General features: G+C 42.9%; 25 protein-coding genes and 1 pseudogene. 23 read left to right on the top strand and 3 right to left on the bottom strand.

Features of this window, described 5'->3' with window-relative positions:
- The first annotated feature begins 5 nt into the window (after positions 1-5).
- From L3J70_04700 to L3J70_04710, 3 genes and pseudogenes are all read left to right on the top strand, one after another.
- Entirely contained in the window at positions 6-737 is a 732-nt protein-coding gene (locus tag L3J70_04700) for a dihydroorotate dehydrogenase electron transfer subunit (GenBank protein ID MCF6235662.1), read from the top strand.
- The gene (gene gluQRS, locus L3J70_04705) at positions 689-1,618 is read left to right on the top strand and encodes a tRNA glutamyl-Q(34) synthetase GluQRS (GenBank protein MCF6235663.1); all 930 of its coding nucleotides are present in this window, start codon (positions 689-691) and stop codon (positions 1,616-1,618) included. Before L3J70_04700 ends, gluQRS begins: the two co-directional genes overlap by 49 nt.
- A gap of 110 nt (positions 1,619-1,728) precedes the next feature.
- Positions 1,729-1,952 (top strand): annotated as a pseudogene (locus L3J70_04710) (BrnA antitoxin family protein).
- Positions 1,953-1,956: 4 nt separating this feature from the next.
- On the opposite strand, the gene L3J70_04715 reads toward L3J70_04710, so the two are convergent.
- Complete coding sequence (locus L3J70_04715) at positions 1,957-3,525, bottom strand: hypothetical protein (GenBank protein ID MCF6235664.1); 1,569 nt, start codon at positions 3,523-3,525, stop codon at positions 1,957-1,959.
- Positions 3,526-3,881: 356 nt separating this feature from the next.
- Here L3J70_04715 and L3J70_04720 point away from each other — a divergent pair, with 356 nt between their 5' ends.
- From L3J70_04720 to folE2, 8 genes are read left to right on the top strand one after another with little or no spacing between them, the layout of a single operon-like run.
- Positions 3,882-6,218, top strand: coding sequence for a DNRLRE domain-containing protein (locus tag L3J70_04720; protein MCF6235665.1), 2,337 nt, complete (start codon positions 3,882-3,884; stop codon positions 6,216-6,218).
- Positions 6,215-6,484, top strand: coding sequence for a BrnA antitoxin family protein (locus L3J70_04725; GenBank protein MCF6235666.1), 270 nt, complete (start codon positions 6,215-6,217; stop codon positions 6,482-6,484). Before L3J70_04720 ends, L3J70_04725 begins: the two co-directional genes overlap by 4 nt.
- Positions 6,481-7,461, top strand: a complete 981-nt coding sequence (gene cmoB / locus L3J70_04730; GenBank protein ID MCF6235667.1) for a tRNA 5-methoxyuridine(34)/uridine 5-oxyacetic acid(34) synthase CmoB — start codon at positions 6,481-6,483, stop codon at positions 7,459-7,461. The genes L3J70_04725 and cmoB overlap by 4 nt, the downstream gene beginning before the upstream one ends.
- 60 nt (positions 7,462-7,521) lie before the next feature.
- Positions 7,522-7,761, top strand: coding sequence for an exodeoxyribonuclease VII small subunit (locus L3J70_04735; protein MCF6235668.1), 240 nt, complete (start codon positions 7,522-7,524; stop codon positions 7,759-7,761).
- 1 nt (position 7,762) lies between these two features.
- On the top strand, positions 7,763-8,656 hold the full coding sequence (ispA, locus tag L3J70_04740) for a (2E,6E)-farnesyl diphosphate synthase (GenBank protein ID MCF6235669.1): 894 nt from the start codon (positions 7,763-7,765) through the stop codon (positions 8,654-8,656).
- Positions 8,657-8,673: 17 nt separating this feature from the next.
- A complete protein-coding gene (gene dxs, locus L3J70_04745; protein MCF6235670.1) occupies positions 8,674-10,554 on the top strand; it encodes a 1-deoxy-D-xylulose-5-phosphate synthase in 1,881 nt (626 codons plus the stop codon).
- A gap of 29 nt (positions 10,555-10,583) precedes the next feature.
- Positions 10,584-10,964 (top strand): 6-carboxytetrahydropterin synthase QueD, encoded by a 381-nt coding sequence (gene queD, locus L3J70_04750; GenBank protein MCF6235671.1) that lies wholly within the window; start codon positions 10,584-10,586, stop codon positions 10,962-10,964.
- A gap of 2 nt (positions 10,965-10,966) precedes the next feature.
- The gene (gene folE2, locus L3J70_04755) at positions 10,967-11,767 is read left to right on the top strand and encodes a GTP cyclohydrolase FolE2 (GenBank protein MCF6235672.1); all 801 of its coding nucleotides are present in this window, start codon (positions 10,967-10,969) and stop codon (positions 11,765-11,767) included.
- 161 nt (positions 11,768-11,928) lie between these two features.
- On the opposite strand, the gene L3J70_04760 is transcribed toward folE2, so the two are convergent.
- The gene (locus L3J70_04760) at positions 11,929-13,413 is read right to left on the bottom strand and encodes a hypothetical protein (GenBank protein MCF6235673.1); all 1,485 of its coding nucleotides are present in this window, start codon (positions 13,411-13,413) and stop codon (positions 11,929-11,931) included.
- A gap of 284 nt (positions 13,414-13,697) precedes the next feature.
- On the opposite strand from L3J70_04760, the gene L3J70_04765 reads away from it, so the two are divergent.
- From L3J70_04765 to L3J70_04820, 12 genes are all read left to right on the top strand, one after another.
- Entirely contained in the window at positions 13,698-15,845 is a 2,148-nt protein-coding gene (locus L3J70_04765) for a transporter substrate-binding domain-containing protein (protein MCF6235674.1), read from the top strand.
- A 56-nt stretch (positions 15,846-15,901) separates the two neighbouring features.
- On the top strand, positions 15,902-16,798 hold the full coding sequence (locus L3J70_04770; protein ID MCF6235675.1) for a response regulator: 897 nt from the start codon (positions 15,902-15,904) through the stop codon (positions 16,796-16,798).
- Positions 16,799-16,875: 77 nt separating this feature from the next.
- Positions 16,876-18,096, top strand: a complete 1,221-nt coding sequence (locus L3J70_04775) for a type II secretion system F family protein (protein ID MCF6235676.1) — start codon at positions 16,876-16,878, stop codon at positions 18,094-18,096.
- A 13-nt stretch (positions 18,097-18,109) separates the two neighbouring features.
- Complete coding sequence (locus L3J70_04780) at positions 18,110-19,000, top strand: A24 family peptidase (protein MCF6235677.1); 891 nt, start codon at positions 18,110-18,112, stop codon at positions 18,998-19,000.
- A gap of 3 nt (positions 19,001-19,003) precedes the next feature.
- Complete coding sequence (coaE, locus tag L3J70_04785; protein ID MCF6235678.1) at positions 19,004-19,603, top strand: dephospho-CoA kinase; 600 nt, start codon at positions 19,004-19,006, stop codon at positions 19,601-19,603.
- A 64-nt stretch (positions 19,604-19,667) separates the two neighbouring features.
- Positions 19,668-19,985, top strand: coding sequence for a phosphoribosyl-ATP diphosphatase (locus L3J70_04790; protein MCF6235679.1), 318 nt, complete (start codon positions 19,668-19,670; stop codon positions 19,983-19,985).
- Positions 19,986-19,991: 6 nt separating this feature from the next.
- Complete coding sequence (gene tatB, locus L3J70_04795) at positions 19,992-20,255, top strand: Sec-independent protein translocase protein TatB (GenBank protein ID MCF6235680.1); 264 nt, start codon at positions 19,992-19,994, stop codon at positions 20,253-20,255.
- On the top strand, positions 20,252-21,553 hold the full coding sequence (locus tag L3J70_04800; protein MCF6235681.1) for a S41 family peptidase: 1,302 nt from the start codon (positions 20,252-20,254) through the stop codon (positions 21,551-21,553). The genes tatB and L3J70_04800 overlap by 4 nt, the downstream gene beginning before the upstream one ends.
- A gap of 3 nt (positions 21,554-21,556) precedes the next feature.
- Positions 21,557-22,369 carry a divergent polysaccharide deacetylase family protein gene (locus tag L3J70_04805; GenBank protein ID MCF6235682.1) on the top strand — a complete coding sequence of 271 codons (813 nt, stop codon included), beginning with the start codon at positions 21,557-21,559 and terminating at the stop codon, positions 22,367-22,369.
- Between the two features lie 60 nt (positions 22,370-22,429).
- Positions 22,430-22,879 (top strand): type IV pilus modification protein PilV, encoded by a 450-nt coding sequence (gene pilV, locus L3J70_04810; GenBank protein ID MCF6235683.1) that lies wholly within the window; start codon positions 22,430-22,432, stop codon positions 22,877-22,879.
- A gap of 42 nt (positions 22,880-22,921) precedes the next feature.
- Complete coding sequence (locus L3J70_04815) at positions 22,922-23,413, top strand: PilW family protein (GenBank protein ID MCF6235684.1); 492 nt, start codon at positions 22,922-22,924, stop codon at positions 23,411-23,413.
- Positions 23,414-23,493: 80 nt separating this feature from the next.
- Positions 23,494-24,318, top strand: a complete 825-nt coding sequence (locus L3J70_04820) for a hypothetical protein (GenBank protein MCF6235685.1) — start codon at positions 23,494-23,496, stop codon at positions 24,316-24,318.
- 28 nt (positions 24,319-24,346) lie between these two features.
- Here L3J70_04820 and L3J70_04825 read toward each other — a convergent pair whose 3' ends face one another.
- Positions 24,347-26,449 (bottom strand): bifunctional (p)ppGpp synthetase/guanosine-3',5'-bis(diphosphate) 3'-pyrophosphohydrolase, encoded by a 2,103-nt coding sequence (locus L3J70_04825; protein MCF6235686.1) that lies wholly within the window; start codon positions 26,447-26,449, stop codon positions 24,347-24,349.
- Positions 26,450-26,455: the final 6 nt, after the last annotated feature.

Raw genomic sequence — 26,455 nt, forward strand, 5'->3', positions numbered from 1 at the left:
ATTCCATGACCGAATTTATCGAAAACGTCAAAATCCTCAAAAACCAAGCCAGCACAAAAGCATCTAGCTACTGGTTTATTTTGACTGTTCATGCACCAAAAACAGCTCTGCATGTACTGCCTGGCCATTTTGTATTTATTAAAGATAAAATATCGTCGGTCATACCGGTCATGCTTGCCAATAAAAAGTCAGGCTATGTTGATCTGCTTTATCGTGTGACCGACACTCAAAACTCGTACCTGATCGAAAAAAAACCAGGTGATACACTTAATTTGATATCGCCTATTAGAGAAGCTTTTGAATATCATGAAAGCCGCCCTCGCCCTCTGCTCATCAGTGATGACCAAGGTCTTGCACCTATTATATTTTTAGCCTCAGAACTTCGCCTCAATAAAAATTGCAGGCCTTTTGTCATCATGAATTCAGAAACAACGTTTCCTTTCAGAGCGATACCCTCTCAATTTATGATCCCTGGCATTCCTGATGGCATCACCGCTGCGATGCCCCTGCTGGAAGATTGGAATATACCTTGTCGCCTAACGAGCCCACAAAACTTGCCTGGGTGTTTTGATGGAGATATTGTCGATCTTGCAAGGCAGTGGATTGAAGCACTGCCCACTGAGCAGCTCAATCAAATTGAAGTTTTTATCTGTGCTTTTCAGCCTATGTTGGAAAATATTATCCGGCTATGCGAACAATACAAACTACCTTGCCAAACATCATTCGCCCATACATAGGCCGTTTTGCCCCATCCCCCACCGGCCCTCTACACTTCGGTTCACTAATTGCTGCCGTCGGCAGTTATCTTCAGGCCAGATGCAACAAGGGTCTATGGCACATACGCATTGAAGACATTGACCCACCGCGTGAAGTCCCTGGTTCAGCTAGCTCTATTTTGTTTACCCTCGAAAAATATGGTTTTCAATGGGATGGCTCCGTACTCTATCAAAGCCAACGTGGAGATTATTACCAAGCGGCATTGGATTCATTACTAGAAAATCAGCAAGCTTACCGCTGCACATGTTCACGCAAAATGATTCAAAAAATCGCCCTGCAAGGTAGAGAAGGGCTCATCTATCCAGGCACCTGTCGCCACGCCGAAAAAAAAACCGACAAGCAGTGCGCCATTCGTATTCGCTGTCACAACCGAGCCACTGTATTTGATGATGCAGTGCAAGGACGAATCAGTCAGCACCTCGAAACTGAGGCGGGAGATTATGTAATATACCGTTCAGATGGTTATTGGGCCTACCAACTGGCGGTCACCATTGATGATGCCGCACAAAAAATCAGCGAAGTCGTACGTGGCTCAGACCTGCTCTACTCCACACCCCGCCAAATTCACCTGCAACAACAACTGAACTATCCAACACCTAACTACCTACACTTACCCATTGCCATTAATCAACAAGGTAAAAAGTTAAGCAAGCAGACTCGCGCGCCCGCACTTTCCGTAGACAACCCACTGCCCACTCTGATAAAAGTGCTTCAATTCTTAAACCAATCTCCCCCTGAAACACTACAAGATGCGACTTTGCATGAATTTTGGCTGTGGGCCATCCAGCACTGGCAGCCAGATATTATTCCCAAACAACAAAGCATCATCACAAATGATTAGTACAAATTACGAAACACTCTATCACTCGCTACAGGAAGTATTTACAATTCGAGTGAATCTAATCAGAGTAATCTCGGCTCGACCTATGCACAAAAATGAAAGAAAAAGTTATGAAAAATATTCCTGAATTTACATCAGAATCAGAAGAAAGAGTTTTTTTGGAAAAAAACGAATCCAGTGACTATCTTGATTGGAACCAATCAAAGATTGCAATCTTCCCCAGCCTGAAACCAATGACCAAGGCAAAATTTCTTTAAGGTTGCCAGAATCTATGCTGGCACAAATCAAAGTAGAAGCAAATAAACGAGATACCCCATATCAATCGGCGTTATAGCTCGTTACACATCTGGGACTTCAGCCCAACCAATATCACCTAATTCATTTTCGAGATAGATGTTATCAGTCAAAATAAATTCAAAATTATCACCTGTATCTGCTACACAATCATTTAATTCATTGGGTGGCCCCAAAGGTTCGCCATACAGACCCCAAGCATTGCTGTATTGCATCGTGCTATTGGTCACAGCGAAAGATGCACACTGTATGACTGAAATATTTCCCGACACGTTTTGATCGTGGTAACTCCACCCTCCTCCATATTCAACCGTGACATAATCCAACTCCAAGTAGACATCAAATTTGGGGTAATGATCATGGCCATTATAGAATACATAGGTGCCAGTACCAACCACATGAATACCTTGCCAATAACTTGGCGTTTGCTCAAGTCCAGTAAATGTTATCGGATCAGTGGCAGTGCCGATCGCTGTTAACCGACTAAAATGATTAACACCGGTCACAAGTTTAAGTCCAGATCCAGAGTTGAAAATAATAGTAACACCTGCTTCCACGATCATTTCACCACGAATCTCAAATGACCTATTCTCGTCCGTCAAGAAATAAGAAACACCCAAGTTCTTCCATAATCCTGTGAGAAATTCATCATAAGAAACATGAATAGTATCATCTGCATTGCCAGTGTAATCACTTTCTGTATCCAAAAACCTAACTTTAGAAGCATATAAAGAAACAGGGCGACCATTGCCTGTCAAGGTATTATTTTCAAAGTCAAATTGTACTACGCCACTGTCAAGACCAAACTGTAGCTTAAGTCCTAGATCGCTTGCGTTGCGTAAAGTGCTATTTTTAATTGTTAGTGCCAAAGTTCCGGACATAATCTCCTCCACTTCAATATTATTAACACCATATTCAACGGCAACATACTCCAGACGGACACTATTCTCAGCTAAAGGCTCAGCCAAACTATAACTGTCAACGATATAAATACCTTGCCAATAACCTGGTGTCGCTTCTTGCCCACTAAAAATAATCGGCTGCGTATTTGTACCTACAGCATCCAAATACGCATTTTCCTTCACCTCAAGCTGAGTTCCTGCGGCAAATTCCAAGCGTACTCCAGGCTCAATAGTGAGCTTGGCTGAGTTGTCGATAATTATTCCATTCGGCGCTTGATAACAAGGTTGATCTAATGTTGTATCAGCCGTGATATTCCACTCTGTAATTATGCTACAGGTATTATCCACAACATCTGTAATTGTCAATACCGCTGTTGTATTACCTTCCAAGCCAGTGTTTGTAGATGGATTCGTCAGTGCAAGTTGCACTGTCTCATCACTTTCCACTGCGCTGTCTGTCATGACTTGCACGGAAAATGTTTTTGCCTCGCTGTCATTTGCTGCCCAGTTCAGTGTTCCCGATGCCGCCGTAAAATCTTCACCATCCATTGCAGTACCATTAGTAGCAGTGTAATCAACACTGATTGCCTCAGACATATCACCCGTACGATTCACCGTAATGGTCATACTGGGTACATTTTCTGCCACGCTAGTAAGTCGCTGCCGAGAATGATACGCTGGAGGGTATGATGTCACCCCCGTTACTGTCACTATCTCCTCCGCAGGCAGACATTGTTAATAGTATTAAAATGATCAAGAAATATTGGAGATACCCCAAAGCCTGTACAGCGTTGAGATTTTGTATTTTTTTCATCGCTCTCTCCTGCCTTTTATTTTTTCTTCAATACTTCGAGAAAACCAAAAATACTATAGCACAAAAACAACGGCTCGAACCTCCTGAGCCTTGTCCAATATGGAAATAATCGGGGTCAGGGCTCAATGCCAGCAAGTTAAGTAACTTCTCAAAAAGTCAGGACAAGAGCAGTGTTGTAGGTAAACAACCAGCGTAGTAATATATATAAAAATCATTCGCCACGGCGGATAAATAAGACAAAGAGAAACTAATAATGAAAAAAATAGTATATTTTTTTAATATTGCGCTGATTATGATAGCTATGTTTAGTATCAATAGTTTGTATGCACAACCTCTGATACCCGGTAACTGGGAACTCACTTTTGAAGAGAATTTTGATGGTGACTCGCTTGATCCAGATAAATGGGTTACAGGAGGCACTAATTTTAATGCTGTTGGCGGAAACTCCCCTGATAATATAACGGTACGTAATGGCAATGTTGAGATAAAAGCAGAGAAAAGACCTTTACTATATGCTGGCGAAAATCACGAGTATGTTGGAAGTGAAATTACCACCTTCCAAAAATTCAGACAAAAATACGGCTATTTTGAAGCAAGAATAAAATACGATGCAATCACAGGCGTTTGGCCTGCCTTTTGGACAATGCCTGATAGAGGTAAGTACGGTAACCCAAATCAAAATCGTGAAAGTTATATTAAATTTGATTTAAGCACTTTCGCTACTCCGATTACCTCTGCAAAGCTAAAAATAAGAGTAACAGCGTTTACTAACAGCGACGTATATTCAGATGTATCAATTCACAAATTACTATCAAACAACTGGGATGAAAACAGTATTACCTGGAATAACAAACCAGACTTTTATCCTGGCTGGTTGGCACTATTTTACGCAACCACTGAAGCAGACAAAATAAATGAAATTACCGAAGGGGAAGATTTGGTAATTGATGTTACCGATTATATAAACAGTCAAATCTCCGCAAGTGAAAATGCCGGTTTTGCACTGGTCGATTTGTCGATGCGCTCAAACCTTATAACATTTGGCAGTAAAGAGTCTGCCGCAGAAGCTGATAGACCACGCCTTGAGATAGATGGTTCCAATATATTTACCACTGATGATGCTTATGTAAGGGCAGGCATCCATGCAGACAATAACTACGGCAGTGATACAAGATTAGAAGTGAAAGACCCATGGGAGTCTACGTCAAGTACACGCGACGGTGGTATGGAAATAGATATCATGGAGTCATTAGGTGTTTGGGGCGATCATGTAACAGCATACACTGTCCATTGGGGTGGTTATGGCGCAGATCATCAATATAGAGTTTCTGGTGAAATAGATATAGTACCCACTGATGATGGTTATCATGTTTATGCAGTGAATTGGCAGCCGGGACGCATTGATTTTTATATTGATGACCAGCTTTTATGGACTTTTGAAGACCCAAACGTGGGCAGTGTTGAGTCTTACATACGCCTTACAATGAACCTTGGTGGTTGGAAATGGAGCGGCAATGAGATTATAGATGATGCAAATCTACCAGCTAATCTATATGTTGATTATGTGCGGGTTTATGAACATAATCCTACTGAAGACAACGTTACTCTAACAAATGGATCTTCGCTGGTTGCACAAGGAGAGGTGGCAACCGTTTCAGTAGCTTATGAAGCGTCAACAACTCGTGATATTACCGCTGTACTTAAGCTTAATGAAGCCCCTTTTACCGAATACACCTCAGTAACAAAAAGTGTCAGTGCTGGCGTTGGTAATGCACAACTTGCATTGAGCATACCCACTACAGTACCAATAGGCACTAATTATAGTTATCAGACATATATAACGCCAACTGGAGGTGATTGGCTTGATAGTCTTGATGATATGGAAAAATCTCCCGTAGAAGTAGTGCTTGGAGGCTCTAATGACAAAATCCATTCAGTTAACGGGCCTTTGCAAGTTAGTCAAGGTGAAGTGATAACCATTACTGTGGATTATGGCGCGCTAGATGACCGAGATATCAATACCGTTTTACAACTTAACGAACCACCTTGGACTACGTATGGCTCAGCAACAAAAAGCGTCACGGTTGGCGTTGACGCAGTCGATATTACATTTACTGTAGACAGCGATGCACCGGAAGGAGTTAATTACCAGTATCAAACCAGCATTACCCCTACAGGTAGCAGTTGGCGTGACCGATTAGATAGTAAAAATCAAGCACCGGTAACAGTAATAAGTGCTAGCAATTTTGACGATAAAATCAACTTTATTTCAGGTCCAACATCGGTTAGCCAGGGGGAGATCATAACCGTTTCAGTCGATTATGAAGTATCAGCCAATCGTGATCTGCAAGCGGTTTTAAAACTCAATGAATCGCCTTGGACAACTTATGCTACTGAGATAAAAAATTTACCAGTAGGCACAGGTACTGCCCAGTTCGTATTTGCTATACCCAACAATACTCCTGCAGGCGCGAATTATTTTTATCAAACACAACTTACACCAACTGGGGGGAATTGGACTAGTCGTTTTGACTATATGTACCAAGCACCAGTAGCAGTAACGAGTAATAATCAACTAGGGTCGGAGTGAGGCTATTTTGGGAAAAGAACGAATCAAGTGACTATCTTGATTGGAACCAAGCAAAGCTTGCAGCCTTCCCCAGCCTGAAACCAACGACCAAGGCAATCTCTTTAAGGTTGCCAGAGTCTATGCTGGCACAAATCAAAGTAGAAGCAAATAAACGAGATATTCCATATCAATCATTGATGAAAATGTGGTTAAGTGAACATTTGTCGTATAACGCGGGTTCAACTCGTAAGCTAGGCAGCAGGGTGCGCTCCATGCATCACAAATGATTAGTACAAATTACGAAACACTCTATCACTTACTACAGGAAACAGCTCTAGAGCCTTGGTTGAAAACACTGCCAAAACTGGTTGATGCCGCCTTTGCACCCTCAAATCATGGCGATCTGGAAAAGTGGCAAACCTTATTAAGTCAGCTGCCCACGATCACACCTTCCAGTATCGACCTGAATGCAAGCAGCATACGAATTGGTGAATCAAGCGATTGTGATATTGACACTCGAAACCAGTTAGAGAAAATTTTACGTCAATTTCACCCCTGGAGAAAAGGCCCATTTAATCTGTTTGGCCTACAAATTGATACAGAGTGGCGCTCAGACTGGAAGTGGAATCGACTCAAAGAACATATCGAGCCATTAACTGACCGCCGAGTCATCGATATCGGCTGTGGCAGTGGTTACCATTGCTGGCGAATGGTGGGTGCGGGAGCGAAACAAACCATAGGGATTGATCCCATGCTTCTGTTTGCTTCTCAATTTAATATCATGCAGCATTACATCAACAACCCAACCGTACACCTGTTACCTTTAGGTATTGAAGCATTACCTTCGAACAGCCGTGCGTTTGATACCGTATTTTCTATGGGCGTACTCTACCATCGCCGCTCCCCCTTCGACCATCTGTTTGAATTACGAAGCTTATTGCGCCCAAACGGCCAGCTCGTATTAGAAACATTAGTCATTGATGGCAGCCTCGGTGAAACAATTGTTCCAGAAAAGCGTTACGCAAAAATGCGTAATGTCTGGTTTTTACCTTCAACACTCACATTAGAATCGTGGTTAAAGCGCTCTGGCTTCAAAAATATTGAATTAATTGATATCACACAAACTGGGGTGAAAGAGCAACGCAGCACAGAGTGGATGCAGTTTGAATCACTTACAGACTTCTTAAACCCAAGCAACCCAAACCTGACAATTGAAGGCCTGCCAGCTCCTAAACGTGCAATATGGCTTGCGACTGCCCAATAAAAGAAAAAATTTGATAGAATACGTTGCTTCCACTTTCTCAGTTTTCAGGAACGCAGCACATTGGCCAGAAAAAAAAACGAGCCTAACTTTGAAAAGTCGCTTGAAGAGCTTGAAACGCTGGTTGAAACCATGGAAAACGGTGATACCAGCCTTGAAGATTCACTTAAACATTTCGAGCGTGGCATTGAACTGACTCGACTTTGCCAGAAGTCACTGAAAGAGGCGACACAAAAAGTGGAAATTCTTATTGGCAAAGACCGGCAAAACACTTTAAAGCCTTTTACGGATCTCGCAGAATAAAATGGATGATTTGCTAAATATCATGCACAAATATCAAGCACGCGTAGAGCATGTGCTTGACCAATGGCTGCCAAGCGAAAAAACACTACCTGGCCACCTCCATGAAGCCATGCGGTATTCCGTTTTGAATGGCGGCAAACGCATTCGACCCATATTGGTCTATCTCACGGGTGAAGCGCTCGGATTAAAACCTGAAACACTTGATGGCCCAGCCTGTGCGATTGAGCTTATTCACGCCTACTCATTAATCCATGACGATCTACCCGCGATGGATGATGATGATCTACGACGCGGCCAGGCAACATGCCACAAAGCCTTTGATGAAGCCACAGCAATCCTTGCCGGTGATGCCCTGCAATCTCTTGCTTTCCAGATTTTAGCCCAAGATGAAAGCATGCTCAAAGACCCACAAATCCGACTCCATATGATTCAAAAGCTTGCCGTGGCAAGCGGCTCCCGCGGCATGGTCGGTGGGCAAGCGATTGACTTGCTTTCAGAAGGGAAAACCATTTCACTTGTTGAACTGGAAAATATGCACATACTTAAAACAGGCGCACTTATCCGCGCCAGTATACAGCTCGGCGCTATGAGCTCAGTGACACATGAGCCTCACACTCTGAAAAATCTTGATCACTACGCCAAGTGCATTGGCTTAGCCTTTCAAGTCAAAGATGACATTCTTGATGTTGAAGGTGACACTCAAACACTTGGCAAACCTCAAGGTGCCGACCTCAAGCATGATAAGTCCACCTACCCTGCGTTAATCGGCTTAAAAGAAGCCAAGCAAATGGCTGAAGATCTACATCAGAATGCACTTCATAGCCTAGATGCATTAGACAATAAAGCTGACCCATTGCGCTGGATTTCGCAATACATCATCCAACGAAACAACTAAAAGTATTGGCTGAACTCATGGAAAATCAACACCACTACCCGCTGCTTGAAAAAACGAACATGCCCGAAGAACTGCGGCAATTAGATATCACTGAACTTCTCAGCCTAGCAACCGAAATTCGCCACTTTATGATTCAGTCCGTGGCTAAAACAGGTGGTCACCTCTCTGCGGGACTGGGCACCGTTGAACTGACCATCGCACTGCATTACGTATTCAACACACCGAGTGATAAATTAGTCTGGGATGTTGGTCACCAAAGCTATCCCCATAAAATTCTTACGGGCCGCCGTGAACAGATGGCAACACTTCGCCAAAAAGGGGGGCTTTCAGGGTTCAACAAGCGCAGTGAAAGTGAGTTTGACAGCTTTGGTGTTGGCCACTCCAGCACCTCAATCAGCGCAGCGTTAGGCATGGCGATTGCCAGTGAACAGCGAGACGATGATCACCATGCCATTGCCATTATTGGCGACGGCTCAATGACGGCAGGCATGGCATTTGAAGCCTTGAATCATGCCGGTGACCTTGATGCCAACCTGCTCGTCGTCCTGAATGATAATGATATGTCTATCTCAAAAAATGTAGGCGGCCTTTCTAAATACTTTGCTCGTGTCATTTCTGGAAAATTTTATTCGACCATCCGTGAAGGCAGTAAAACACTTCTGGAACGTATGCCCACCGTCTGGGAACTGGCTCGCCGTACAGAGGAGCATGTAAAAGGCATGGTCGTCCCTGGCACACTGTTTGAGGAGTTGGGCTTTAACTATATTGGCCCTATTGATGGCCATGATTTGCCCAAACTCATTAAAATATTCGAAAATCTGAAAAATCTCAAAGGCCCACGTTTTTTACACATAGTCACCCAAAAAGGGAAAGGCTTTACTCCGGCAGAAAATAACCCAACGTCTTATCATGGTGTTCCTAAATTTAACCCTGATACAGGCGAAAAGGTTCGATCCCCTACAAATGGCCCCACCTATACCGAAGTATTTGGTGAGTGGTTGTGTGATACGGCAGAAAAAGATGAGCGCCTGATCGGTATAACGCCTGCCATGCGCGAAGGCTCTGGTATGGTCGAATTTTCTGAGCGCTTCCCCAAACGCTATCTGGACGTGGGAATTGCAGAACAACACAGCGTCACCCTCGCAGCCGGTTTAGCATGCGAAGGAATGAAACCTGTTGTTGCAATCTACTCCACCTTCTTGCAACGCGCTTATGATCAATTGATTCATGATGTCGCCCTGCAAAACTTACCCGTTATGTTCGCTATTGACCGTGCGGGTATTGTTGGTGCAGATGGCCCCACACACGCAGGTGCATTTGATATTAGCTTTTTACGCTGCATTCCTAATATGTTGATTATGGCACCCAGCGACGAAAATGAGTGTCGGCGAATGCTCGACACAGGTTTTTTACATGACGGCCCCAGCACAGTTCGTTACCCACGCGGTGGTGGCTCGGGTGCTACCATCAATAAAGAGCAGATCACCCTGACAATTGGCCAGTCCCGATTAGTCAAAGAGGGTAAAAAAGTTGCCATCCTTGCATTTGGCAGTATGTTACAAGCCGCATTAAAAGCTGGGGAGAAATTAGATGCATCAGTCGTCGACATGCGCTTTATCAAACCCCTTGATGAAAAGATGATTGAGCAGATGACCAATAATCATGAGCTACTCATCACTATTGAAGAAAATAGCCTTCCAGGCGGCGCAGGCAGTGCCGTCAATGAATTTTTAGCTTTTAGAAATATTCAATGCTCAATGATCAATCTCGGCCTGCCAGACAAGGTTACCGGTCAAGGCAACCGTGAACAACTACTCACTGAGTATGGGTTGGATGCTAACGGAATTATTAATGCCGTAACATCTCACCCTGAATTTTTTAAAACTTCCGTTACTTAACAATACTTTAACCTGCTATATTTATTCCCATGACCGCTTGTTATACATTAAAAATCATTACCGAATTTGCCTCCGCCCATAGCTTACGCGATTACCCAGGGGAGTGTCGCCGTCTGCATGGCCACAACTGGAAAGTCGAGGTTGAAATTATCTCGCACCAGCTTGATAAGCTAGGCATGGTTATTGATTTTAAAGCTGTAAAATCAGCCACTAAAACGATTACAGATCAGCTTGACCATCACTATCTAAATGAAATTGAACCATTCAACAGGATTAATCCTACAGCAGAAAATATTGCAGCATTTTTATATAAATCACTGTCAGAAGAAATTAATGATGAAGTGATACAAGTTAAAGCAATCACTTTATGGGAAACAGAACGTGCCAGTGTGCACTACACAGAGAGTTAAAAATGCCTACAACAAACAGACCCAGACCTTCCATTGCTGACGTACAAAATAGCCCAGACAGCCGTCAAATTGCTATCAATAAAGTAGGCATTAAAGATATTCGACACCCTATTCGAATCAAAGATCGTAGTGATGGAGAGCAGCATACGATTGCAAACTTCAATATGTATGTTGACCTCCCCCACAACTTCAAGGGCACGCACATGTCCCGCTTTGTGGAGATATTAAATACGCAAGAGCATGAGATATCTATCGCATCATTCAATGATATGCTGCAAGAGATGGCGGTACGCCTTGAAGCAGGCTCAGGCCATATTGAGATGAATTTTCCATATTTTATTAGTAAAGTCGCGCCTATTAGCCAAGTAAAAAGTATGCTGGATTATGATGTGACTCTTTACGGCGAAATCACTGATGGTGAAAGTTTTGTTGATATTAAAGTGGTCGTTCCTGTCACCAGTTTATGCCCTTGCTCGAAAAAAATATCAGAGTATGGCGCGCATAACCAGCGCTCACACGTCACAGTAAAGGTACGCACAAAAAGCTTTGTATGGATTGAAGACCTGATTGATTTAATTGAAAAGGAAGCGTCCTGTGAAATTTTTGCTCTACTCAAGCGACCTGATGAAAAATATGTCACCGAAAAAGCTTATGACAATCCAAAATTTGTTGAAGATATGGTACGTGATGTCGCCGCACACCTAAATCAAGATTCACGCATTTTGTCTTATACCGTTGAATCAGAGAATTTTGAATCCATTCACAACCATTCGGCATATGCTTTAATTGAAAAGAAAGTTTAGCAACCTCTCCTGAATTCAGCTCTACAGACCTTAATAGATATCATTTATTTACGTACAAACATCTGTACTTATCAAAAATCTTCCAAAAAAAAGAGGAAGGGATTGATCCCTTCCTCTTTTTAGTACAACATCATATACTTATTTCTATATGACTTTTTCCATTATGGAACCACTGGTCCAGATGCAGGGCCTGCTGGAGGAGCCATAGACTCATCTGCGGGTACCGTTGATGTAGCACCCGTTCCATCTGCACCTACTCCTGTATCAACAATGGTATCCCCTGCTGAGACATCTTGTGTACCACCCGTGGTATTGTCAGCCTCTACAACAGCTTCCTGATCAGGATCGGCTGCACCTGGTGCTGAAAACCCTGGAATACCAGTAATGCCGTTCCCACCTACAGCTGGGTCATTAATATCACCAGGTTCAGGACGATCTTCAGAGTAACCATGTGGATGAGGCTGTAACAAACCAGACAAACCGGCAGTACCAACAGGCGGAATGTTTGGAGTCCATCCATTCAGATCATTCTCACCACGCTCTACAATGCCATCATCATCATTCGAAAATAGCTCAATCGGACGTGGAAAAGCCGCAACAAAATCTACGTTTGTTGCCCATGAATCCAGGCCACCCTGTTTACGAATATCTGCTTGGCGTTGGCCACCACCAGTACTTGCAAAACCAACCTCTTTTACAACACCGTCCGTACCATAGTTAGTGACTTGCACATGACCAAAATCACCCGCGCCACCTAAACCAAGCTGCATGCTTTGCCCGATACCAAAGGCCTGAACACGATCACCACCTTCCCAGGTAACTTGTGGTGTATAGCCCAGAATATCGGAAAATAGCCCAGTAACACCTGTCGCACCACCCGCATCCGTAGTGCTTGCACCCGCAAGCTCTTCAAATACAAACGATGTACTATCACCAATGCCTGTCTCCAGACCATTTTTATCCAAAGCAACCCCTTGAGTCATCAAGAGTGCGCCACCCGTTTGCTCATTGTTAATATCGAATTCAGTATTCAGCCAGAAACCAAAATTAAATGATTGGCCTGTGATTGTCAGATCGTTACCCGCACCTGTAGAACCACTACCGATATAGTAAGTATTGCCTATATCAACTTCAACACCATTATCTGCTGTTGCCCAGCCTGTATTGATGACTGCAATCAAATCAAACCGATACGCCGCATCAGTGGCACTACCTGTACCATAAGGTCGACCTATCACAGGGCCACCGCCATCTGCTGAAGTAAAGTAATCACGAATTTGTGATTTCAACATCACACCATCAGTTTGCTGTGGCGATGAGATATTCTGAGAATAGTCAACTTTAATAATAGACTCATCAGAGAAGCCAAGCGAGCCCGGCGTACCATTAATCGGCGAACCAAATTCTCGAGGATCATTAGCGTCAACAATAACTTGACGGATATAAGATTGACCATCAACAGAAAACTGCGATTGCAGAAAACCATCATCACGAATCAAATCCACACCGCCTAATATGTCAACAATTTGTCCATCTTCAACATACCAGCCATCAAATGGCACTGGCGCAGGCGCTTCTGCGTAAACAACTCCACTCAACATTGGAGCCACAGCCGCTGCAACTGTAAATATACGTATTTTCTTCATTATCAAACCCTCCCAAACTACGGCGTTTTTTATTATTTATTAGTTGTTTAGCAAAAATTAAAACAACCCCTGACTGACATCCTACCTATACATCAGGTATAACGTCAAGTATTTTAAACGCTCTATTTTATATAGAAAAGAAAAAAAGAAAAAAGTCTTGGCTGTTACAAAGGGTTTAGATCTAAATTTAATTGATTTGCTCTTAACAATAAAGGCTGTAAGATGATGATCAGGTATTAATTTTTTACTCATAGGTTCCAAGAGTAAACAGAGGGAAAATATCTATGAAGCCAGCTAGGGCACTTCAATGGCCGCCGCTTTTTTTGTTCCTGCTCTCTATTACTTTATATGCATCCTCAGGAAGATCTGACGACAATGCGGAAAACGCAACATTTCTAACAGCAGAAGAACGCGCTTGGATTTTAGAGCACCCAATCCTGCGTATCGCTCCTGCGCCCAACTTTCCTCCCATTGAATTTTTTGATAAACAAGGCCAACACCAAGGTATTACGGCTGATTTTTTCAAGATTATTGAGAAAAAAACAGGATTACAATTCAAAGTTGAACAACTTGAAAGCTGGGCGCATGTGCTTGTAAAAACAAAGCAGAAAGAGATTGATCTATGGGGAGAGGCAGCTCGAACTGAAAAGCGTGAGCAGTACATGCTGTTTACCTCACCCTATTTAAGCTTTCCCGCAGCAATAATAAATCGCCAGGGCGAAAGCAACCACCTCACACTGGATGACCTTACAAACCTTTATGTCGTCAGTATTGATGGCTACGCTTCTCACGAATACCTTAAAACGAATCACCCTGATATTAAACTTATCACTACACCAAACATCAAAGCTGGGCTAAAAATGGTCTCGTTTGGTTTAGCCGATGCCATCGTTGTCAATACCGCGCCTGCATCCTATTACATTCAAAAGATTGGATTAAGCAACCTGCAAATTGCTGGCCAATCAACGTTTAGCTGGAGTCTTGCAATTGCTTCACGCAAAGACTGGCCGATACTGAACTCTATTTTACAAAAAACTCTGGATAGCATTAGTGACACGAAAAAAGAAAAAATTATTACAAAATGGATATCACTTGATAAGCAAGCCTTCGTTGAAAAGCGCTCATTTTGGCTCATAATTGCTCTTATTACGGCCATAGCAATTGTATGCATGGCTATTGTTCTATTATGGAACTTTAGCTTGAGAAAAATGGTTCACAAAAAAACGTTAGAACTACACGGTGAGCTTGAACGTCGCAGAGAAGCTGAAGAAGCCCTGAAAAGCAGTGAAGAGCGCTTAAATAATTTTTTTGATGCCTCATTTGAAGGGCTGTTTTTACACGACAAGGGAAAAATTCTGGACATCAATCCAGCCACAACTGAAATTTTTGGCTATAAAGCAGAGGAATTACTTAACCATAACTTGCTGGAATTCGTTAGCCCAGATCGCCGTCAAAATATCACCGAATTAATGGCAACGGGCGAACCGGGAACCTATGAAACAACTGTGATTAAAAGTGATGGAAAACCGATTCCAGTCGCTGTACGAGCACGAACCATTGAAACTGAAACCAAAGAAAAAATAAGGATTGTATCTCTCAGCGATATCAGTAAACACAAACAAGCTGAAGCGGCACTCAAAAAAGCTTACGATAATCTGGATCATATTGTGATTATGCGCACCAGTGAACTTGAGAAAGCGAACGAACGCCTGACTGAGCTCGATCAATTAAAATCCATGTTCATAGCCTCCATGTCTCACGAGTTGCGCACACCACTTAATTCCATTGTTGGTTTTACTGGCATTATTCTTGATGGCATGTCAGGTGACATCAGCAAACAACAAAGAGATCAGCTGACTCGAGTTTATAGCTCTGCCAAACACCTGTTGTCGCTTATTACTGACATCATTGATATTTCAAAAATAGAAGCGGGCCATACCGATGTTTACCCCGAATCATTTATATTGGATGAACTCATCAACGAAGCGCTTCAAACCACTCAGCCACACCGTGAAAAAAAGGGATTAGCTCTCGACTCAATCATCCCATCAGGCATTCAAATGTATACCGATAAAAAGCGTCTGCTGCAATGCTTACTCAACTACCTTAGCAATGCGATTAAATACACTGAATATGGAAAAATTGAAATCAAAGCAAATGACCTGGATGGTCACGTTGAAATTATCGTGAAAGACAGCGGCATTGGCATAGATGACGAAGCGCTCACTCGCCTGTTCCAGCCCTTCGAACGTATTGATACACACCTACGCATCAAAACACCTGGCACAGGTTTAGGATTATATTTATGTAAAAAAATTACGGTAGAAATATTGGAAGGTAGTGTTGCTGTAGAAAGTGAATTTAAAAACGGGAGTACTTTCTCCCTAAAAATTCCAAAAAAATTAACCCACAAAAAGCCGTGGCCTCATTAGGGAGGCTCTGATTAAGTCTGGTCGCACCAACCCAAGGATGTATACGGAAATAGAACATGAAAATTTTAATTGCCGAAGATGATGAAAACTCAAGACTACTCCTGGAAACCGCACTCACAGCACAAGGCTATACCGTGGAGAGCTCAAGTAATGGCCAGGACGCATTAGCCTTAGCCGAAAAATCACCTCCCTCATTAATTATTTCTGATATTTTGATGCCACAAATGGATGGGTTTGAGCTCTGCCGTCATATTAAAGGCAACCCAAAACTACAGCATACCCCCTTCATTTTTTATTCGGCAACATTTGTCGAAAGCCTTGATGAACGTTTGGCATTGGCGCTTGGTGCGACACGCCTCATCGTAAAACCAATAGAGATGTGGATCTTGCTTGGTATTATCAAGGAGACACTTGAGCTTGCAGATACAGAGCGACTGAATTCACCACCCACTGAAAGCGATGAACAACGGATTGAAAACCTTTACGCCGAACGACTCTCCAGAAAGCTGACCAAAAAAGTCAAGGAGCTGGAGTGGGAGCGTGAAATTCTTATGCAAAGCGAAGAACGTTATCGCTCACTTATTAATGATGCATTAAATATTTCATCTATTGCAATCATCATTCTGGATAGCAAATATAAGGTCACCTGGTTCAACCAGACACTTGAAGAATATTTTGATATACACCTAAGCCAAACTATCGGTCTACCTGCAGAGCAATTTTATACAGAGAAAATAAAGGACTCCTTCGAACACACTGACTGCCTTTTAGAGATCAAAAACTCAATTACACGCAGAAACCATATCAAACACTTGGAATGTTTACTCAAACCTGATCACAACAGCGAAGCACGCTGGCTTGAATACAACAGCAAGCCCATTCACTCTGGGCTTTACAAGGGCGGTAGAATAGAGCATTTCACAGACATTACACGCTATAAGCAGATTGTTTGAATCTGTCTAATTTAAAATTAGAGCGCTGCAAGCCGATAAAAGTGGCTCAGGGTTTACAGAATGAGCACGAGTTAATCATGGAAAAGAAAGGAATCAAAAAAAGTACTTTTATCTGGGAAGGGCTTGACAAGAAAAAAGCCCGCATAAAAGGTGAGATGGAGAGCACCAGTATCGCACTGGTTAAAGCCACATTACGACGCCAGGGAATTATGCCGCTCAAGGTCAAGAAAAAGGCCAAGCCCCTGTTCGGCGCATCAAAGAAAAAAATAACCCCTAAAGACATCTCTATTTTTAGTCGGCAAATGGCCACCATGATGAGTTCGGGTGTGCCTTTAATTCAATCATTTGAAATTATTGGCCGTGGCCACGAAAATCCGAGCATGCAAGATCTGATCATGGCAGTAAAAGCCGATGTTGAAGGTGGAAATTCACTCGCCGATGCTCTGCGAAAGCACCCTAAGTATTTTGATAACTTGTATTGCAACCTTGTTCATGCGGGCGAACAAGCCGGTATACTAGAAACTTTACTGAATAAAATTGCACTCTACAAAGAAAAAGTAGAAGCCATTAAAGGGAAAATCAAAAAAGCGATGTTTTACCCCATTGCTATTATGATTGTTGCGTTTGTTGTCACAGCAATATTACTGCTTTTTGTTGTTCCACAGTTTGAAGCCATGTTCACTAATTTTGGAGGAGAACTTCCCGCTATGACAAAATTTGTCGTAGAATTATCCCGTGGACTACAGGAGTGGTGGTGGGCCATATTTGGCTCCATTGCACTTGTCATTATTGCATTGGTTCAAGCTAAAAAGCGCTCTCACAATGTGGCACGAACTATGGATCAGATGATACTTAAGGCTCCAATCATCGGCAACATTATTACCAAGGCAATCATAGCGCGCTACGCACGTACACTCTCAACCATGTTTGCAGCAGGCGTGCCACTGGTTGAAGCAATGGGTACCGTTGCAGGTACCGCAGGAAATATTATCTACACAAACTCAATACTGCGCATGCGAGATGAAGTCTCCACAGGAACAACACTGAATCAATCCATGCGCCAAAGCGGCATATTCCCCAACATGGTCGTGCAGATGGTCGCCATTGGTGAAGAGTCAGGAGCACTTGACTCCATGTTAAGCAAAGTGGCCAGTTTTTATGAGGAAGAGGTTGATGATGCCGTTGATGGATTAAGCAGCTTACTGGAGCCGATCATTATGGCCTTCCTCGGCGTCATCATCGGTGGCCTTGTGGTTGCCATGTACCTGCCTATTTTCAAAATGGGCGAAGTAGTGTAATACTTAGAGAACAATGCATTTAATCATTTATTTACAAGAATCCCCGTTACTTTTCATTACTGTCGCGGGGTTACTCGGCTTAGTGGTGGGCAGCTTTCTCAATGTGGTCATCTATCGTTTGCCCGTTATGCTGGAACGAGAGTGGCACGCGCAGTGTGATGCCCTGATTGAAAATGAAGACATTCAAACTGATACGCCAAAAAAAAATGCCGAGCCCTTCAACCTTGCCGTCCCTCGATCCACTTGCCCTTCGTGTGGTCACATAATCAAAGCATGGGAAAATATCCCTATTATCAGCTACCTGTTGTTACGGGCTAAATGCTCAAAATGTGACACCCATATCTCTTGTCGGTACCCCATTATTGAAGGCATCACGGCACTGTTATCTGTCACTGTTGCATGGCATTTTGGTTTTACCTGGCAAACAGGCGCAGCGTTATTGCTTACCTGGGCACTGATCTGCCTTACCATGATTGATTTTGATCACTACCTTTTACCTGACAACATAACCCTTCCTTTTTTATGGGCAGGATTATTGCTGGCTTTATTCGGTATATTCACTCACCCTGCCGATGCAATTATCGGTGCGATTCTGGGCTACATGATTTTATGGTCAATATACTGGGTTTTCAAACTGCTCACCGGCAAAGAAGGCATGGGGTATGGTGATTTCAAGCTGCTAGCTTTACTAGGGGCGTGGATGGGCTGGCAAGCTTTACCTGTGATCATTCTATTATCATCATTAGTTGGAGCGATTGTTGGAATTTCATTAATTGCTTTTAGAAATCATGACAAAAGCAAGCCCATTCCGTTTGGCCCTTATCTCGCGACAGCAGGTTGGATTTGCCTGATCTGGGGCAGTGATATTACTAATATTTACATGCGCTGGGTCGGGCTTGCTTAAGCAATGTTAGTCGTGGGTTTAACGGGTGGAATCGGTAGCGGAAAAAGTACCGTATCAGCGATGTTCAAAAAAATGGGTACCCCTGTTATTGATGCTGATCAGATTGCAAGCGCACTCGTCAAACCTGAGCAGCCCGCACTAAAACAGATTATTAATGCCTTCGGGAAGGATTTGTTGAATCAAGCTGGAGAACTTGATCGCAATAAGATGCGGAAAATCATATTCCAGAGCACCTCAAAAAAAAAGGTGTTGGAATCTATTTTGCATCCACTGATATGGGAATCCATGCTGCATCAAATTTCATTATTAAAAGCCTCCTACTGCATTCTTGATGTTCCACTATTACTGGAGTCCAGAAAAACGGATCAAGTTGACCGAGTTTTAGTCATTGACGTACCAATCAATATACAGAGTGAAAGGGTTCAGGCTCGCGGCCATTTATCAAGGAAAGAAATTGAAACCATTATTGCAGCACAAATAGATCGGCCGTCTCGTCTTTGTGCTGCGGATGACATTATCGTCAATGATAAAAGCCTTGTTGAACTACAAATCACAGTGCAACAGCTACATCAAAAGTATATAACACTGGCAGAAAATCATTAGCAGCTTGCGCTGTTTTACAGAATACCGTAGTCTGCCAAACTGTTATTCACAATACTTTATTATCATGGCCGATACTCTCAACCATCTTACCCAAATACTCGAAGAGCGTCGTAATGCGGCTCCTGAATCATCTTATGTCGCCAGTTTACATGCCAAAGGGTTAGACACCATTTTGAAAAAAGTGGGTGAAGAAGCCACTGAAACTGTCATCGCTGCAAAAAATGGTGACAAACAGCAGGTAATTTATGAAACGGCCGATCTATGGTTTCATTCTATGGTGATGTTAAGTCATATGAACCTGACATCCGATGATATATTAAACGAACTGGAACACCGCTTTGGAACATCAGGTCTTGCAGAAAAAGCGGCGAGAAAAAAGTAGAGAATCATGTTTGATATCGGTTTTTGGGAAATCGCATTAATTGGTATTATCGCACTACTCATCGTCGGCCCAGATGAGTTCCCTTCACTGGTGCGTAACATAAACCGATGGGTCAATAAGATACGCCGCTTTATTCAAAACACAAAAGCTGATATCAATCAGGAGTTGCACAACGCTGAAATCCTGCAGCTGGAAAAAGATGGCAAAATTGATGACCACGAACACCTTGAATCCCTGACGACTAGCCAAAAAAAACCAGATCAATTATGAAGCCCAACAAATATCACCTTCTGCTATTGATGCTCAGTTTCAGCTTAAATTCAGCGTCTAGCTGGGCTCAACCAACATCAGCACCAGAAACCCCCATTAGCACAGCAAAACTACCTCTCAATGAACTCCAGACTTTCAGTCAGGTGTTGCACAGAATCAAAAGCGATTATGTTGAACCAGTAAAAGACAGCAAACTACTGGAAGATGCCATTCGTGGCATGTTAGCAAACCTTGACCCACACTCAACCTACCTTGATAAAGACGAATACAAAGCGCTACAAGCAGGCACCTCGGGTGAATTTGGTGGGCTCGGCATTGAAATCAGTACAGAAAATAATTTTCTTAAAGTCATCTCTCCAATTGATGATACACCCGCCAAACGTGCAGGAATCAGTAGCGGTGACTTAATTATACGTATTAATGATAAATCCACTAAAAACCTCTCACTAAATGAAGCCATCAAACTTCTGAGAGGCAAACCCGGTAGCACCATCACCCTCACCATCGTACGTGACAGTGAGGAACGCCCCTTTGATGTTGAAATAACACGCGCCATTATTGAAGTTAAAAGTGTTAAAAGCCGACTGCTTGAAGATCAGTTTGGTTATATCAGAATAACGCAATTCCAAAGCCGCACCGCTGAACGTCTGCTGCGCCATATCAGTCAACTCCGTAAAAAATCAGAGGGTGAGCTCAAAGGTTTAATACTTGACCTGCGTGACAATCCCGGCGGAGTACTCGGTGCAGCCGTGGCGGTTTCGGATGCCTTCATTGACAAAGGCTTAATTGTATACACTGAAGGGCGTGTTGCTGATTCAGATATGCGCTTCAATGCCACCCCGACAGATATTCTTAAAGGCCGTCCTATCGTGGTATTAGTCAATAGCGGCTCTGCCTCAGCCTCTGAAATTGTTGCAGGCGCTCTTCAAGACCATCAACGTGCGGTGATTATGGGAAGCCAAACCTTTGGTAAGGGATCAGTACAAACGATTCAACCCATTAGTAACGGCGCAGCATTAAAGCTAACCACAGCACGTTACTACACACCCTCAGGCCGTTCCATTCAAGCCGAAGGCATTGAGCCTGATATATTACTGGATCATCTGGCACTCACCCAAAATGATTTATCAGAAAACCAAACCGTTTTTGAAGCAGATTTAAAAGGCCATCTGGAACAAAAAAGTACAAATAAATCTGATAGCAAGCTTGAAGACTCAGCTCATTCAATCAATGACTATCCATTATATGAAGCATTAAACCTTCTGAAAGGGCTCTACATTTTACAAAAGGATACCTAAGGGATGTCTTTGAAACGACAAAGACCGTTAATCATATGCAAGGCTCGGCTGCTTTGCATGACGTTACTGTTTTTTCCAGCATTGCTCTCTGCACAACCTCAAATTGCCATCATCATTGACGACCTGGGTTACTCATTAGAGCGAGATTCACGCGCGATTGATCTGCCAGGCTCCATTGCTTATGCATTTTTACCCAATACCCCACATGCGAAAAAACTCGCCACAAAAGCATTCCAGCAAGGAAAAGAAGTTTTATTGCACCAACCCATGGCATCCATTGATGATAATAATCTGGGCAGCGGTGGCTTGACTCTTAACATGACAGAGACAGAGGTTACTCAGACTATTCGTGACAATCTACAAGCCATTCCCCACGCCATCGGCATCAACAACCACATGGGTAGCCTGCTCACCCGCCACCCGGGTCATATGCAATGGGTGATGAATGCAGTTCGTCAACAGGGGGATTTATTTTTTATCGACAGCCGAACAGCCCACCAGTCCGTCGCCTATAAAATGGCCAATGAGACTCAAGTTCCAAGCTTGCAGCGTGATGTTTTCCTAGATGCCTGGGTCAATCCAAATAAAATTCGACAGCAATATAGAAAATTGCTCAAACTCGCCAAGAAAAAAGGCTATGCCATTGCAATAGGCCACCCCTTCCCCGAAACCATCAATATGTTAAGGCAAGAGTTACCCAACCTCAAAAGTCAGGGAATTGAACTGGTTTCACTATCAGAGCTCGTGCGACAGAAGAATCTACCAACAAAGACTCAAGAAAAGACCTATCTGGTAAAAAAGAAGGTTTTGTATTAGCATCCCGTAAACCCATACGTTAATATATCAACGACGTTGCGGTCTCAAGGAAGAGAAACAGTGAGCCAGATTAAAATAGAGAAACAAGGACAGTTCGCATTTTCTTTGATCGAAGTACTTATTGCCCTTTTTGTACTTTCAACGGGGCTGTTAGCACTCGCGGGGCTCCAGATAAAAAGCATTCAAACCAGCCACCATGCTTACCTGTTCACTCAGGCAACTCTTCAAGCTCATGATATGGCCGAACGCATAAAATCTAATCCGACGTTCAACTATAAAAATACAAACAGTGTTTCAAACAAGCCAAACTGCTTTTCCAGAGCCTGTTTACCAAAAGAGATCGCCCAATACGACATTTATGAATGGCAACAAAACATTGCATTATTGCTGCCTGATGGCGTTGGAGCCATACAAGAAAACGGACTCAATAATTTTACTATTGAGGTCAATTGGCTCAACCAGACTGATCCACAAAACCACCACAGCTATCAACTCGAATTTAACTTGTAATTGTACTCCAAGAATCAAAAAGGGCTCACGCTCGTTGAGCTTATGGTGGCTACATCACTCGCCGCCCTCATCTCTATTGGTTTGTGGCAAATATTCATATCAACCAAACAGAGCTATCTCTATCACGAAAATATCGCTCGCCTATTAGAAAACAGCCGCCTTGCGATCATGCTGCTCAGCAATGATATTCGTTTAGCCAACACAGCCACTTTAAACACAGAAAAAGGGGATGAACGCCTTGAAATTTCCTACCATGCGACACGCGATTGTAATAATAATCGCGTCAAAAGTTCTGAACAACCTGTCGTCAATCAATACTTTTTAAAAAACAGCACGCTCATGTGTAATGGCAATGGTGGAACCCCCCAACCACTCGTCAACGGGATTGATGAAATGCAATTTTTATTTGGTCAGGGTATGAGCAATTCAGTCAACCAATATACAAAAGATCCATCAAAAAATAACGTTATCAGTGTGCGCATTACGCTCACCATGCAACAAAGATTATTCACAACAACGATCAAGCTCCCCTGATTCAAGTAAAAAGCAGCTTTCCGCATGAGCAAGCTCTCGTTATACTGGCAGCTCCCTATGAACCGGTCAGAGTTGCAAATATGGTGCTTTCTTTATTTAAAAAACAGCCGCTTCTTGAAGAAGAGATTATTGATTTGCTCTTTAACACATTTGCCTGGTCACTGAAAAACTTCGGCACGGATACTTTTTATAATGAGTCTATATTGGTCACACCTTCTGACCAACATTTTCCCGGGCGAGAAAGTAGCGTTGAGGGTATGGCAACACTCATTCTGGATCGTGTCAAAGGTTATGCGGGTGTACCCCACTGGCCGACACGCCTGATCAATCAGCACCACTACAATACTGACCCAGCTACAGAACCCAATATCCAGCAAGCACTTGAAAATTCTAACGAGTTAAAACTGCCACTACTTTATGAGCCCCAGCAAGTTGCTAATCCGCCGGCAATGATCGCCAACTATGCTCACGCCCTGGCTCATCACCTAGGCTGTCAGGCTCAAGAGCCGCCCCCCTGTGATGAAGAGCAGTGGCCACACATAATGGAAATTGTCACGGTTTATATGGGGTTTGGCTTAATCATGGCCAATACCGCCCACCCCTATAAAGGAGGAGGTTGTGGACGGTGCCGTTCCCCTGCGATGGATCGTAGTGGTTTTCTGGCTGAAACTGAAGTCACCTATGCGCTTGCAATCTTCTGCGTTCTGAAAGAGATCCCCATTTCAGAAGTTAATGTCCACCTAAAAGGTTCGCTCCGATCTTTTTTCAAAAAAGCGATGAAAGATGTTGTGAATCAAAAAGAGGCTTTGGCCGCATTGCGAAGCATCAATCAAGCATCATTGTTACGTGGTAAAAGAGTATCTGACCATGGGCAGTGCTCTGAATTTGTAGAGTTACCCAAATAGACTCTTTTCTGTCACTGTGCTCACTCCTTCACTTGATTCGTCTAGCCTCAAAAATCCCGCGTAAATGAATTAATTTTTCCAATACTGAAGCCAGTTGTGCTGGATCACCAATATTCAAAGTCAAGCGCATTCTCGCCTGCTGCAAGCTTTTATCTGTAAAGGTATTTACCGCATTCACATTAATTGAGTATTTGGATAAAACTGCCATCACATCACGCAGCAAACCCGTTCGATCCAATGCAATCACTTCGATATCAATTTCATAACTTTGAGTCTGTTTTCCACCCCAGATGACATCAACAAATCGCTGAGGGTTCCGCTCCCTCAATGCCGCTACATTTGAACAATCTTCACGATGAATAGTGACTCCCCGACCCTTTGTAATAAAGCCTACGACTGGATCCTCAGGAAATGGTTTGCAACATCGAGCTAAAGTTGTCATTAAGCCATCAACACCTTCAACAACAAGGTTACTTTTTAACTGGTTCGAACTTCTTTCATGCCTCTTTAAAAGAAGTTGCTGTTCTTTTTCTTTATCTTTGGGTGTTTTAAGTGAATTTAATACCTGATTAACTCCCAGATCACCACGTCCAATAGCAGCATAGAGATCATCAACTTGATGCAAGTTAAAGGTTTTACTCAGGGAGTTTAAAACCGAATGACTCGGCAATACACCCATTTGCTTAGTGATTGAGGTTTTACCTGTATGAATATGCTCTTCTCTAAATTCACGCTTAAACCAGGACTTGACCTTTGACCGAGCTCGAGAGGATTTCAAATAACCAAAATGCTGAGCTAACCAATCACGGCTGGGTTGCGCATCTTTGGCAGTAATAATTTCAACCGTTTGACCATTCAATAACGAGAAAGTAAGAGGAACCATCTTCCCGTTCACTTTAGCACCACGGCATCTGTTTCCAACCTCTGAATGAATATGGTAGGCAAAATCCAGCGGCGTTGCATTGAAGGGCAACTCCACAACATGGCCTTTAGGTGACAGTACATAAATTCGTGAGGGCTTTTGAAGCGAGACATCAATGGCTTCGGTTTGATTGAGCGCATCACGTAATGATTCAAGTTGCTCCTCCAGCTCTTTGTCCCTTTTCCCTCCTTCTTTATAGCGCCAATGTGCGGCCACACCCAATTCAGCATACGCATGCATTTCGTACGTACGAATTTGAATTTCTACTGTTTTACCTTCAGGGCCAAGAACCGCAGTATGCAGACTTTGATAATTATTCGCTTTCGGCGCTGCGACATAATCATCATATTCACTGGGAATAAATTGCCACAAATCATGCACAACACTTAATGCCGAATAACAAGAAGAGAGATCTTCAACCATGATCCGAACAGCTCGCACATCGTATAAATCAGAAAACTTTAAATCCTTTTTCTGCATTTTTTTCCATATGCTGAAAATGTGCTTGGCTCGACCCTGAACTTCCACCGCCAAACCCGCATCACTGAGTTTAGTTTGCAGCTCATCAACAATGCTCTGCATGTATTGCTCACGATCAACTCGGCACTCTTCTAACTCTTTCGCAATTTTTTTATATTCGACAGGATGCAAATAGCGAAAGGCTAGATCCTCCAGCTCCCACTTGAGCTGCCCAATACCTAAACGATTTGCCAAGGGAGCAAAAACTTGTTCCGTCTCTTTTGCAATTCGATGCTGTTCAGGTTTTGTGAGCTGTGTTAAACGATGCATTCTTAGCACTTGGTACGCCAGAATAATAAATACCACACGGATATCTTTCATCATATTTAACAGCATCATGTGGTGGCTGCTACTGTCGCTTTCTCCCAAATTGCCTTGAAGTGTATCAACCCAGCGCTGTTCCAGATTGATCAACGTTTGTGATTGAATTGCCAGATCACAAATTGAAGCAGAATAAACCTCAGCCATCGTAGATTGGTCAAATACCCCAAGCTCTAAGCTTGTCAGTAATATGGCCGCAACAATGGTTTCACTATCGACATTGAGATGATCTAAAATTTCGGCAATTTGATTCTGATCATTACTGTTTGATCGTTTTTTATTACCAGAAAAAACTAAAGCCGATTGAATGAGTTGAACATCACTTTGGCTAAAATTTTTACTCCATTGATTAATGCGTTGTCTTTTCATGGAATT

It is taken from the genome of Gammaproteobacteria bacterium, assembly GCA_021648145.1.
Taxonomy (GTDB): Bacteria; Pseudomonadota; Gammaproteobacteria; order JAADGQ01; family JAADGQ01; genus S141-38.

Bases quoted from the DNA above. Each gene is read 5' to 3' on its own strand.
- L3J70_04700 (MCF6235662.1), top strand. From the start codon at position 6: ATGACCGAATTTATCGAAAACGTCAAAATCCTCAAAAACCAAGCCAGC.
- gluQRS (MCF6235663.1), top strand. From the start codon at position 689: ATGCGAACAATACAAACTACCTTGCCAAACATCATTCGCCCATACATA.
- L3J70_04720 (MCF6235665.1), top strand. From the start codon at position 3,882: ATGAAAAAAATAGTATATTTTTTTAATATTGCGCTGATTATGATAGCT.
- cmoB (MCF6235667.1), top strand. From the start codon at position 6,481: ATGATTAGTACAAATTACGAAACACTCTATCACTTACTACAGGAAACA.
- ispA (MCF6235669.1), top strand. From the start codon at position 7,763: ATGGATGATTTGCTAAATATCATGCACAAATATCAAGCACGCGTAGAG.
- dxs (MCF6235670.1), top strand. From the start codon at position 8,674: ATGGAAAATCAACACCACTACCCGCTGCTTGAAAAAACGAACATGCCC.
- queD (MCF6235671.1), top strand. From the start codon at position 10,584: ATGACCGCTTGTTATACATTAAAAATCATTACCGAATTTGCCTCCGCC.
- folE2 (MCF6235672.1), top strand. From the start codon at position 10,967: ATGCCTACAACAAACAGACCCAGACCTTCCATTGCTGACGTACAAAAT.
- L3J70_04760 (MCF6235673.1), bottom strand. From the start codon at position 13,413: ATGAAGAAAATACGTATATTTACAGTTGCAGCGGCTGTGGCTCCAATG.
- L3J70_04765 (MCF6235674.1), top strand. From the start codon at position 13,698: ATGAAGCCAGCTAGGGCACTTCAATGGCCGCCGCTTTTTTTGTTCCTG.
- L3J70_04770 (MCF6235675.1), top strand. From the start codon at position 15,902: ATGAAAATTTTAATTGCCGAAGATGATGAAAACTCAAGACTACTCCTG.
- L3J70_04775 (MCF6235676.1), top strand. From the start codon at position 16,876: ATGGAAAAGAAAGGAATCAAAAAAAGTACTTTTATCTGGGAAGGGCTT.
- L3J70_04780 (MCF6235677.1), top strand. From the start codon at position 18,110: ATGCATTTAATCATTTATTTACAAGAATCCCCGTTACTTTTCATTACT.
- coaE (MCF6235678.1), top strand. From the start codon at position 19,004: ATGTTAGTCGTGGGTTTAACGGGTGGAATCGGTAGCGGAAAAAGTACC.
- L3J70_04790 (MCF6235679.1), top strand. From the start codon at position 19,668: ATGGCCGATACTCTCAACCATCTTACCCAAATACTCGAAGAGCGTCGT.
- tatB (MCF6235680.1), top strand. From the start codon at position 19,992: ATGTTTGATATCGGTTTTTGGGAAATCGCATTAATTGGTATTATCGCA.
- L3J70_04800 (MCF6235681.1), top strand. From the start codon at position 20,252: ATGAAGCCCAACAAATATCACCTTCTGCTATTGATGCTCAGTTTCAGC.
- L3J70_04805 (MCF6235682.1), top strand. From the start codon at position 21,557: ATGTCTTTGAAACGACAAAGACCGTTAATCATATGCAAGGCTCGGCTG.
- L3J70_04815 (MCF6235684.1), top strand. From the start codon at position 22,922: ATGGTGGCTACATCACTCGCCGCCCTCATCTCTATTGGTTTGTGGCAA.
- L3J70_04820 (MCF6235685.1), top strand. From the start codon at position 23,494: ATGGTGCTTTCTTTATTTAAAAAACAGCCGCTTCTTGAAGAAGAGATT.
- L3J70_04825 (MCF6235686.1), bottom strand. From the start codon at position 26,449: ATGAAAAGACAACGCATTAATCAATGGAGTAAAAATTTTAGCCAAAGT.